The organism is Streptococcus mitis (assembly GCF_946190325.1).
Lineage (GTDB): Bacteria > Bacillota > Bacilli > Lactobacillales > Streptococcaceae > Streptococcus > Streptococcus mitis_CF.
Genome location: NZ_CAMHZR010000002.1, coordinates 122,484 through 134,862, shown reverse-complemented (window position 1 = coordinate 134,862; position 12,379 = coordinate 122,484). Strand labels below are relative to the sequence as shown.

At 40.9% G+C, this 12,379-nt stretch carries 5 protein-coding genes; 3 read left to right on the top strand and 2 right to left on the bottom strand.

The features are described from left to right. Positions 1 to 87: 87 nt before the first annotated feature. Positions 88 to 8,424, top strand: coding sequence for an SIALI-17 repeat-containing surface protein (locus N8M95_RS03620; protein ID WP_261116642.1), 8,337 nt, complete (start codon positions 88 to 90; stop codon positions 8,422 to 8,424). Between the two features lie 166 nt (positions 8,425 to 8,590). On the opposite strand, the gene pbp1a is transcribed toward N8M95_RS03620, so the two are convergent. Beyond that, entirely contained in the window at positions 8,591 to 10,774 is a 2,184-nt protein-coding gene (gene pbp1a / locus N8M95_RS03615) for a penicillin-binding protein PBP1A (protein WP_247932561.1), read from the bottom strand. Further along, positions 10,771 to 11,367, bottom strand: a complete 597-nt coding sequence (gene recU, locus N8M95_RS03610) for a Holliday junction resolvase RecU (RefSeq protein ID WP_261116641.1) — start codon at positions 11,365 to 11,367, stop codon at positions 10,771 to 10,773. The genes pbp1a and recU overlap by 4 nt, the downstream gene beginning before the upstream one ends. A gap of 66 nt (positions 11,368 to 11,433) precedes the next feature. Here recU and N8M95_RS03605 point away from each other — a divergent pair, with 66 nt between their 5' ends. Together N8M95_RS03605 and gpsB are read left to right on the top strand one after the other, a co-directional pair. Then, positions 11,434 to 11,961, top strand: a complete 528-nt coding sequence (locus tag N8M95_RS03605; RefSeq protein WP_261116742.1) for an SLOG family protein — start codon at positions 11,434 to 11,436, stop codon at positions 11,959 to 11,961. Positions 11,962 to 12,033: 72 nt separating this feature from the next. Next, the gene (gpsB, locus tag N8M95_RS03600) at positions 12,034 to 12,363 is read left to right on the top strand and encodes a cell division regulator GpsB (RefSeq protein WP_000146534.1); all 330 of its coding nucleotides are present in this window, start codon (positions 12,034 to 12,036) and stop codon (positions 12,361 to 12,363) included. Positions 12,364 to 12,379 lie beyond the last annotated feature (16 nt).

The window sequence follows — 12,379 nt, the reverse complement described above, 5'->3', positions numbered from 1 at the left end:
TTGGAGAGAACCTCTAGGTTCTCTCCATTTTCAAATCAAAAATGAGACCGCTTACTGTAATAAGTGGGAGAAAGGAATAGGAGAAAGATGGATAGACATTTTTTTGAAAGACGTTGTCACTATAGTATTCGAAAATTTGCAATTGGTGCAGCCTCTGTATTGATAGGTGCTAGTATCTTTGGTGCAAATGTAGTGCAAGCTGCAGAGACAGTTGGAACACCTGAGAAAGAAGGAACAATTACACAAGCTCAGCCACTAGATAAGTTGCCGGACGATTTAGCAGCTGTTTTAAAGAAAGCAGAATCAGAGGCAACGGCAGATGCAGGTCATGAAGAAAATCATGAAAATACTGCAGGAACAAGTCCTGCAGCAACTGAAGCAACAAGCCCAGCAACAACTCCAACAGCTCCCAAATCAGCTGAGACTCTGAAGCCGGTTGAAACACCAAAAGCAGATTCTAAACCTGTAGAACCAGCTACACCTACAATCAAACCAGTTGAAAAGCAAATTGAAGATAGAGAAGATCGTAACCACTTAGAAGGTGTTACTGTTCAAGTAAACGACTCAGAAACTGGTACTCCTTATACTGCTGACAAGGCAGTGGACGGTAATCCTGATACTCGCTGGGCAACAAATCAAAATATTGACAAACCAACTTTCGAATTAACTCTTCCCAAGACTACACTTATTAGACATGTGGAAATTGATTGGGATCGCCGTGTCCGTAAGGGACAAAATGATCCAAATATCAAATCTTGGAGCCTCTACTATGCAGGTCAAGATGATGTAAATGCTAGTGGAGAAAAACAATGGAAGCTAGCTCATACCAAGACTGGAGAACCTGTTTTAGATGAGAAAGTTGACTTAGCCAATAGTATTCAAGCTAAATATCTCAAGTTAGAAATCAATGACTATCAAGCGGGCACAATGGGCTGGAGAAACGTTGGTATTCAAGAAATTCGAGCTTATTCGAATATCCCTGATCCAACTAAAGTGACAGATATTCGCCAAGTTACGGAATTGACAGTCGCTAAGGATGGACAATCTTTAGTACTTCCAACTTTACCAGGAAAAGTCAGTCTTATCGGTAGCAACAAACAAGGTGTGATTGACCTTCAAAATCACATTTATAAGCCTCTGACTGATCAACGCGTTAAGGTTATGGTAGAGCAAATTAAAGATTCACATACCTTTACTAAAGAATTTGAAGTAGTCATCAAGGGGCTACATCAGGACGAAGGTGTGGGTATCAAACCAAAAGTAGCACCAGCTGTTCAACAATGGTATGGAAAAGAAGGTCAATCTTCTATCACTTCAGATACAGTTCTTGCGACGGGGGATTCCGGCTTTGAACAAGCAGCAACCTTCTACCAGTCAGACCTTGCAAGCCGTGGATTGGAACTTGCGACAGGTGACAAGCAGGCTCAAAAACGAATTGAATTTAAAAAAGTTGAAAATAAGGGTTATGGTAAGGAAGGTTATGGAATCACTATCCAAGATGGTGTCATTACCATCGAAGCTGCAACAAACACAGGAGCCTTCTACGCCACTCGTACTCTTCTTCAAATGGGGGAAAGCAATTTCCAAAATGGAGAAATTCGTGATTTCCCAAGCTTCAGTCACCGTGGCTTTATGCTAGATACAGGTCGTAAATTTATTCCTTATGACACCCTTGTAGACATCATGCTCAATATGGCTTACTACAAGATGAACGACTTGCAGTTGCACCTCAACGATAACTATATCTTCCTAAAGGAACACTTGGCAGGTAAGAATCTAACACAAGAAGAAGAGCTTAAGTATGTTCTAGAACATGCTAAGACAGGTTTCCGTGTAGAGACAGATATTGTCGGTAAGAATGGTCAAAAATTAACATCAGACGAGCACTATACTAAAGAAGAGATGCAAAATCTGATTAAACTTGCTAAGGCCTTGCATATCAATCTAGTTCCAGAAATTGACACGCCAGGTCATGCTCTGTCATTTGTCAAAGTTCGTCCAGACCTCATGTATCAAGGTAGCCTGAGCGATTACAGAGGTAAACATAACGTAGAACGCGTAGCCATGCTCGATCTAGATAATAAATACGATGAAACGCTGGCTTTTGTCAAATCAGTTTATGATAAACTTCTTGATGGTCCAGATGCACCACTTCATGGGGTATCTACTGTTCATATCGGAACGGATGAATACTACGGAAGTAGAGAAAGCTATCGTCGTTATGTCAATGACCTTATTAAATACATTAAAGGGAAAGGCTATACACCTCGTATTTGGGGATCGCTCAGTGCGAAACGAGGTAAAACAGCGGTTGATTGGAAAGATGTAGAAGTTGATATCTGGAGTATTGGCTGGCAGCAACCAAAAGAAGCTATTGCTCAGGGAGCTAAGATTATCAACATAACAGATATTCCAACCTATAGTGTACCAAATGGTGATAATCGTCAAACAGCTTATGGTGACTATGCTAACTATGAAACACAATATAATAGGTGGACACCAAATGATTTCCGAACAGGTCATGGTCCACTTCTAGAAGAATCAAATCCAAATGTAATTGGTGGTGGCCACGCAGTTTGGAATGACAATATTGATCTTCATGAGACAGGTTTGACATCTTACGATATCTTTAAACGATTCTTCAAGAGCATGCAAACTACTGCAGAACGCACTTGGGGATCTGACCGTGCGGCAGCGACATTTGCAGAACGTATCCTACCAGCGAGCCCTTATGCGCCACAGTCAAATCCTGACAGAGCGATTGATCAAAGTGATTTGTTTACTATCAATCCTGAAACAGTGAAGAACTATGCAAGCAAGAAGGTGAAGACAAGCGAGCAAGGATTGGCTTTTGAGAAAGATAGCAGTATTGAAGGCCTGGCAGGTGATGTTGGTCCAAGTCATGTCTTGAAGTTTGATGTAACTGTCACTGGAGACGGTGAACAAACCTTCTCAACAAGTGGAGATAACCGTATCTATCTAGCTGATAAAGACGGCTATCTTGCTTATCAATTTGAACAGTTCCATATCCAGTTCAAGAAAAAACTTGAAAAGAACAAACGTTATCAAATCTCTATTGTGACTAAACCACAATCAACGGAATTCTATGTGGATGGTGAGAAGATTGAACGTATCGCAAATCCAGATCACCCTCGCTTTGCTCACAATAGCTTGGTTCTACCGCTTGAAAGCATCGGGGGATTCAAAGGAATTTTACATAGTGCAGAGTTGTCAGATAAACCATTTGTAAATCCTCGTTTGATTCCAACAGATCATTTCACAGTTTCTGCAACTAGTCAAGAAACACCAGGAACAGCGACTGAAGGCACTGTTGAAAAAGCCTTTGACAATGATCCAAACACCTTCTGGCATACTAAATGGACTGGTGATACTGCTCCGTACACTCTTTCTATGACCTTGAAAGAAGCAGAAAAAGTCAATGGTTTGACTTATCTTCCTCGTCCAGGTGGTGGAAATGGAGTCGTGACTAGCTACGAAATCTACGCACAAAAAGATGGCCAAATGGTCAAGGTTTCAGAAGGAAACTGGGACAACAACGCTCAAGAAAAAACAGTTAACTTTGCGGCGGTTCATACCAACAAGATTGAGTTGAAAGTTCTATCAGGTGTTGGGGGCTTTGCAAGTGCAGCTGAAGTTCATCTATTGAAACCTATCAAAGAGGGACAAGAAACACCAGAACCAGAACAACCATCTACACCTGAAACTCCAAAAGTCGAGCAAACAGGTGATGGAACAGTTGAACTAGCGGATCAATTCACTGCAAGCAAACCAGCTAGCGAAGATAGCATTGCGGCTGCCAGCAAGAGCACAGATTATCTCAAGAAAGAGTACAAGGTTTTCCCAACTCCACAAAAAGTGACTTATGGAGAAGGAGTCACAGCTCTTCGTAAGCAAGTCAATCTGGTAATGGGAGATCAACTCGATATTTATACTCGTAATCGCTTGAAGAGTGTCTTGCAGGACAATCAAGTATCCTACACTACTAGTCAATCAGCAGTTGCTGGCGCAACTAATATCTATCTTGGAGTACATGGACGAGGAACACAAGCAGAACAAAACTTATCTAACGTTTCAGCAGGTCTCTTTGACAAAATTGATGCTTATGCTCTGACCATCAAGGACAATTCAATTTCCATCGTCGGAAAAGACACAGATGCGGTCTTCTATGGTTTGACAACCTTGAAACACATGCTCAAAGAAAGTAAAGTTCCAGTTCTTCGCAATGTGACAGTGGAAGATTACGCTGAAATCAAGAATCGTGGTTTCATCGAAGGTTACTATGGAAATCCATGGTCTAATGCAGATCGTGCTGAACTCATGCGTTTTGGTGGCGATTTGAAATTGACCCAATACTTCTTCGCACCGAAAGATGATCCATACCACAACAAGAAATGGCGTGAACTTTACCCAGAAGAAAAACTAGCTGAAATTCGTGAACTTGCTCGCGTCGGAAATCAAAGTAAAACTCGCTATGTTTGGACCATCCATCCATTCATGAACAACCGTATCCGATTTGGTAATGAAGCGCATTACCAAGAAGACTTGGCAACCATCAAGGCTAAATTTACCCAGTTGATGAAAGTGGGTGTCCGTGAATTTGGTATTCTAGCCGATGATGCACCAAGCCCAGTTGGAGGCTACAATAGCTACAACCGCTTGATGCAGGATATGACCAACTGGTTGACAGAAATGCAAGGAACTTATAGCGGTCTTCGCAAAGAAATGATCTTTGTTCCAGGTCAGTATTGGGGTAATGGGCGTGAAGCAGAGTTGAAATCTCTAAATGAAAATCTCCCAAGTTCAACCTCTATGACTTTGACGGGTGGTAAGATTTGGGGTGAAGTTTCTGAAGGCTTCTTATCAACTCTCAAGAACAATCTAACTGCAGGTGGTAAAACTTATCGTCCAGTATCACTTTGGGTGAACTGGCCAGTTACAGATAACTCTAAACAACACTTGATTCTAGGTGGTGGTGAGAAATTCCTTCATCCAAATGTGGATCCAAGCTTGCTATCCGGTATCATGTTGAACCCAATGCAACAGTCTGAACCATCTAAGATAGCCCTCTTTGCTGGAGCTCAATATACATGGAAACAGTGGAAATCAGAAGAAGAAGCTAAGAAACTCAATGACATTGCCTTCAACTTTGTTGAAAATGGTCATTTTGGAGATAGCAAGGTATCAGCAGCCTTCCGCGAACTTGGTAAGCATATGATCAACCAAAACATGGATGGTCGTGTCGTTAAACTAGAAGAATCAGTTGAATTAGCTCCAAAATTGACAGACTTCATGACTAAGCTCAAAGCGGGTCAAGATGTAACTGCAGAACGTGCAACTTTGCGTGCAGAATTTGCCAAGATTAAAGAAGCAGCTGAACTTTATAAAGCATCAGGTGATAAAAAAATGGTTGCACAGATCCACTATTGGTTGGATAATGCAATTGACCAAATGAATGCCCTTGATGCCTTCCTAACAGGCACAGAGGCTATGGCTACAAATGATGCAGCCAAACTTTGGGACAGCTACTATAAAGGTTTGAAATTGTACGAACAGTCTCAAACTCATACCTTCCATTATGTAGACCATCTTGAAAAGGCTGAATTGGGGGTTCAACATATCCGTCCATTTATCCTATCCTTGAAAGAAGTTCTAGCGTCTGAAGTTCAAAAAGTCTTGCATCCAGATCAAATCATCAGCACCTTTATTACCAATCGAACAGGTGTAGAAGGTGGTTTGGCAGAAGTAACGGATGGTGACTTGGCAACTCATGCCTTGATTAAATCACCAAATAGTATCAAGACAGGTGATTATATCGGCATGAAATTCAACAAACCGGTAGATATCCAAACCTTGACCTTTGCTATGGGAACTCAGGCAAATCCACGTGATACCTTTAGTAAGGCTGAAGTGCAGTATCAAGATGAAAAAGATAATTGGGTAAGTTTGAAAGAACCAACTTATGTTGGTAATGAGTCACTTGTTCAGTTTGAAAATCTTAACATCAAAGCTAAAGCAGTACGTATGATTGCTACAGAAGATCGTGATGACACCTGGTTTGCAGTTCGCGAGATTGCAGTAAATCGTCCAGTAGAGAACGCTCGTAAACAACAAACTGCTACAATTAGCCTCAGCTCAAATCTAGTTTATAAATTGAGAACATCAGCAAGTCAAATTACTGATGGTAAAGATAATACAGAAGCTATGATGGCAAATGCTGACGGCAGCAATACGACTCCAGTAGATGCCTGGGCACAACTTGACCTAGGTGAAGTCAAGTCAGTCACTAAAGTTCGTCTTCGTCAAGGAACTGGTGATAAACTTGCCGCAGGTGTACTTGAGTACTCTACAGATGGATCTGCATGGCAAGAGTTAGATCGCCTATCAGGAGAACAAACTAAGGAAGTGTCTAGAGCTATCAATGCTCGATACATCCGAGTACGCAATACTAAGGCAAGTGACCTTTGGTGGCGTATTCAGGACTTCTCTGTTGAGACACGTTCTGGAAATAGCGACTTAACAGATACCAACGTGGATGCCTTAAAGGAAACACCAGTAGTGGATAGCTTGGGCAGTTACGAGCTTCAGATTCCAGCTGGAACTAAACTTCCTGCAAATAGCTATCTAGGAATGAAACTTGACCGTATCCATCAAGTTAAAAGCATCCAGCTCCAAGGTCAAACAAATCCAGCACTCAGTCTAGAGTATTCTGCAAATGCTCAAGAATGGACACCAGCTAGCCAGTTGACAGACAGAACTGTCGCAACCCACTTGGTACGTTATGTTCGTCTTGTGAATAAAACAAATCAAGAACAAGACTTGCCATCAACTTCTCTCCTTGTAACGACTAAAGAAGTGCAACCAACCAAACTAGAATCTACAACTATGGGCATTCATCCAATATACGGAAGCAATGATGTTCGTAAGATTAATAACCTCGATCAATTGTTTGACGGTGTTTACAACAACTTCGTTGAGTTTTCAGACTACGCCCATAAAGATGGTCATGTAACCTTGAAACTTGGTAGCGAACGCACTATCAAGAAGATCAGAGCCTACATCCAAGACGGAACTCAAAACTATCTTCGTGATGGTAAAATCCAAGTCAGCCAAGACGGTAAAACCTGGACAGATGTTGTGACAGTGGGAGATGGTGTAGCTAATAGTACACACGATGATTCATTGACAGATGGTTGGACACATGATTCTAAGATGCCAGGAAATCGCTATATCGAGGGTGAATTGACGACACCAGTCAAAGCGAACTATCTTCGTGTCCTCTATACAGCTGACTATGATGCTCGTTTTGTAGGATTTACAGAATTGGTGATCAATGATGGCGAATTTGTCAAACCAATCAATGATCCAACTGTAGAAGGAAACGGTAGCGAAAGCCGAGGCAACTTCTATACTAATCTCGTAGACGGAAAAGTTTTGACTAGCTACAAGGCGGAAAATGATAAGGGTGAAATGGTTTATCACTTGTCAGAACCAACCAATGCCAACCATCTACGCCTTGTTTCAAGCCTTCCTGAAGGAGTGAAAGCACGAGTTCAAGCGAGAACACTCAAGGATGGTCAAGAGAGCTGGACAGACCTCGGCGCCATTACATCTAGTCTCCAAACCTTTGCTATCCGAAATGGTGGTTCTCTTCTAGATGTTAAGCTGGTCTGGGAAGGTGGCAAGGCTGAGTTTTATGAATTAGCGAGCTTCTATCAAGAATTGACAGATGAACCTGTTCAATCGAGCAAGGGTGAAGAACCAGCACCAGTGCTTGAGGTACCTGAATTTACAGGTGGTGTGAATGCAGTTGAAGCCTTAGTACATGAGCTACCAGCCTACACAGGCCCATTGTCAACCGTAGGTGACCAAGCTGCACCGACAGTAGAGAAACCAGAGTTTCAGGGTGGTGTGAATGCAGTTGAAGCTTTGGTACATGAGCTACCAGCTTATACAGGCCCATTGTCAACCGTAGGTGACCAAGCCGCTCCAACAGTAGAGAAACCAGAGTTCAAGGGTGGAGTCAACTCCGTTATGGCCTTGAAACACGAACTACCAGAGTACACAGGTCCATTGTCAACCGTAGGCAATCAAGCAGCTCTGACAGTAGAGAAACCAGAGTTCAAGGGTGGAGTTAACTCCGTTATGGCCTTGAAACATGAGCTACCAGCCTACACAGGTCCATTATCAACCGTAGGTGACCAACCAGCTCCGACAGTAGAAAAACCAGAATTTAAGCTAAGTTCGTTAGAAAAATCTCAGACTCCAGAAGCACCAGTTCAAGTTGCCAAGGAAGACAAGAGATTGCCAGAGACTGGTGAAAAACAGTCAGAAACAGCTATTTTCTTGGCAAGCGTTGGACTAGCCTTATCTGCTATCTTTGTAGCAAAAAGCAAAAAAGATTAGTTGTGTATGACAATAAAACTCTTTCTTAATAGTATTCTAAACCAGTGGAGTGTATAGAACAAAAAACCTGAGAAGTACAATTGGCCTTCTCAGGTTTTTATTATCTAATTATTGATTGAATAAAGAAAAGATTGAAAAACCACCCAATTTTTGGGTGGTTAGTAATTTATTGTTGCGCTGGTTGAGGATTTTGGTTAGGCTGACCTTGATTGGTACTTGGTTGTTGTGTTACCGTATTCTCGTTGGTTCCAGCATTGGGAGTAGCTGTATTTGCATTTGGATTTGTGTTTGGTGTCGTTACACTTGACTGAGAGGTTGAAGTCTCTGGAGTCTGGCTCGCAGGAGCAGGTGTAGAACTTTGTTGAGTAGCAGGAGCAGTCCATGTAGGACGAGCTCCATTCTTAAAGACATATTCTCCACTCCTATATAAGCCCTCAGGCATAGTCCAATCTCCTGGGTGGTCATCTTCTGATAGGTAAGTCATCATTGAACGATAGACTGAAGAAGCAACTGTGAACCCATTGCCGATGACTGGAGTAAGACGATTTGAGTAACCTGTCCATACGGCCATCGAATATTTACGAGTATAGCCGACAAACATTTCATCCGGTGCAACAAGTTGACTTGATTTAATATGATTTTCGATTTCTTCATCTGAATAGTTAGAGGTACCTGTCTTACCGGCTTGAGGAAGCCATGAAATATAGGCATTAAAACCAGTTCCAGAGGTCAAGACTGTTTTCATCATTTCTGTCATCATGTAAGCAGTGGTCTCTTTCATAGCTCGGGTACCAGGGTCAGAAAATTCTTTTTCGCTACCATCACTAAAGACAACTTTATTAATGTACATCGGTTTGTGATAGATACCACCATTGGCAAATGCAGCATAAGCAACAGCCATTTTTTCGCTACTTGCGCCGTATTGCTTATTAGATTCAGTTGTGTTACTTGATATGGCGTTAGAATAATGCATATCTGGATAGTCAATTCCTAAACCATTTAAGAAGGTTTTTGCACGATTTAATCCAACTTTATTGAGTGTTTCTACAGCAGGAACATTGCGAGATTGCTGTAGTGCATATTGCAGGGTGATATTACCGAAGTATCCTCTATCCCAGTTGTAGACAGGGGTATTTGTTCCAGGATAATTATACGGGATATCGCGTACAATGGTAGCAGTTGAGTCATAGATATCAAATTCCAAAGCAGGAGCATAATCAGTGATGGGTTTCATTGTTGATCCCCAGTCACGATTGGTCTCCACAGCCTGGTTGGTGCCGAATGAAACATTACTTGCTTGATGACGAGCACCAAGTTGTGCAATAACGTTACCATTAGATACATCTACAATAGTCGAAGCTACTTGCATGTCATCATCAGGATAAGTGACATATTGGTCGGTGTTATAAACATCCCAGAGTCGTTGTTGGATATCTTTGTCCACATTTGTATAGACATCCATACCTGTAGTAAGAAGGTTGTAACCAGTTTCTTGTTCAACTTGGTCGATTACTTCTTTAAGGTAGTTGTCCATGTATGCAGGATAGCTGTTACCGGATTTCAGGCTTTGTAGACCATCGGTAACAGGGGTATTAATAGCTTTTTCATACTCTTCTGCGCTGATGTATTTCTGTCCCTTCATTTCTGAAAGTACCAAATTTCGACGCTCAAGAGCAGCTTCTGGATGAGAATAAGGATCATATTGATTTGGTGCTTGAGGCATTCCGGCTAGGAGTGCTAACTGTGGTAAGCTTAAATCCTTCAAGTCTTTTCCATAGTAATTTTGGGCTGCAGTTTGCATTCCATAGTTACCGTTAGACATGTAGACTTTGTTGATGTAGTAGGTCAGGATTTCTTGCTTGGTTGCTTTTTGCTCTAGTTGAACGGCTAGCCAAGCTTCTTGAGCTTTACGTGACAAAGTTTGATCGGCAGTTGAAGTAGAAAAATAAGTTAATTTGATCAATTGTTGAGTCAAGGTTGAGGCTCCCTGGAGGCCTCCTCCACCTTGGAGGTTTCTCAATGCCGCACCCATGATACGAATGGTATCCACACCTCTATGATCAAAGAAACGGTGGTCTTCGATAGACACGATGGCCTTGACTAAGTCAGTAGGAATTTCATTTGCTTGAGCATTTACGCGACGTTCAGATCCAAGGTCAGCAATCAGTTCGTTTTTGTTGTCATAAATCTTGCTAGAGGTTGTCGCAACTAATTTACTTTCAGATAAGGCTGGAGCCTTGCTAACAAAGTAGAGGAAAACACCTCCACCTAATAGAAATAGTGCGATAAATAATGTAAGGAACGTAATTCCGATATACTTTAAGAATCGCAGAATAGTTTGTTTGTTCATCTTGTTTTACCACCTAGTAAATGTTCTTTGATAATGTCGAGATAGGGAATTTGAGGGAAGGCCCCTTGCTTTACTAAATATCCGTATTCTTGAATATATCCAAGTGGCATTGATTTTTGCCCCTTATCTTGATGATAAAAGCGAATCAAATCAAATGCCGGCAACAAATAAGTTTCCTGTTGAGAAGAAAAATGAAGCAGTACGAAGCAAATACCCTGCTGTTCTAGAACTTGTTCCATATGTTGAATCTGGTGAAGATGGAAGTTCTTCATTGGAATAGCATTCTTTTGTCGCGTTTCCTTGGCTTCAAAGTCAATGTAATGTCCTCTATACACGCCAGAGTAATCTGTTGTGGAAGCTTGTCTAAAATAGGCTTCTACAATTTTGGCTCTACTACGTTGAGGATAGTCTACTCGGACGATCTGAACAGGCGTAGGTTTTTTATGGATAACTGCCATACCATGCGTCAGATAGTAGTCGTTTGTAGCGTTAATCATCTTTTCAAAAGTCATTCCTCGATTTGCGAAATTTTTTGGTTGAGAAATGGATGTTTTGTTTTTTTTTGATGAAATTTTATGAGGATAGTTGACCATATTTCTCCTTATTGGTACAATAACATCACTCTATTATACCATAAAAATAGAAAGAAAGGTGTAAAAATGACTACAGCTTTAATTATGGGATATTCTAATTTTGACTTGGGTGTCTTTAATGAAAAAGATATCAGGTTAAAAATTATAAAGAAAGCCATTCTCCGTGATTTAGAAAGTTTGGCTGAAGAAGGGATTAATTGGCTGGTCTTTACAGGGAACTTGGGATTTGAATCTTGGGTACTTGATGTCGCAAATGAAATGAAAGAAGAATATGATTTCAACCTAGCGACCATTTTTGATTTTGAAACACACGGGGAAAATTGGAATGAAGCGAATCAGCTTAAACTTAGCCAATTTAAGCAGGTAGATTTTGTCAAATATGCCTATCCTAAATATGAACATATGGGTCAACTACGAGACTACCAACGATTTTTGCTGGAAAATACTGACTTAGCTTATTTTTTCTATGACCCAGAAAATGAGACCAAATTAAAATTTATGGACACTTTGATGAAAAATCAGGAAGGTTATCGCATAAAAAGGTTAACGTTTGAAGACTTAAATGAGCTAGCAGAAAATTTTTCTGAAAAGTAAGGCTTTGACCTTGATTTTTGTTTGCCTTTTTTTATATAATAATACTATTAGAAACCGAGAATGGAGAGAGAGATGGCAAGTATTATTTTTTCAGCAAAAGATATTTTTGAGCAAGAGTTTGGACGTGAAGTCCGTGGATATAGTAAGGTTGAAGTTGATGAATTTTTGGACGATGTCATCAAGGACTATGAAACTTATGCTGCCTTAGTCAAGTCTCTCCGTCAAGAAATTGCAGAGTTGAAGGAAGAATTGTCTCGCAAACCTGAATCTGCACCGGTTCAAGCAGAACCACTTGAAATGACGGCTACAACTTCTATGACGAATTTTGATATTTTGAAACGACTAAATCGTCTTGAGAAAGAAGTATTTGGTAAACAAATTTTGGATAACTCTGATTTATAAGAGCTTATTTGAAAAG

Coding starts and splice junctions, on each gene's coding strand:
- gpsB (WP_000146534.1), top strand. CDS start 12,034: ATGGCAAGTATTATTTTTTCAGCAAAAGATATTTTTGAGCAAGAGTTT.
- pbp1a (WP_247932561.1), bottom strand. CDS start 10,774: ATGAACAAACAAACTATTCTGCGATTCTTAAAGTATATCGGAATTACG.
- N8M95_RS03605 (WP_261116742.1), top strand. CDS start 11,434: ATGACTACAGCTTTAATTATGGGATATTCTAATTTTGACTTGGGTGTC.
- N8M95_RS03620 (WP_261116642.1), top strand. CDS start 88: ATGGATAGACATTTTTTTGAAAGACGTTGTCACTATAGTATTCGAAAA.
- recU (WP_261116641.1), bottom strand. CDS start 11,367: ATGGTCAACTATCCTCATAAAATTTCATCAAAAAAAAACAAAACATCC.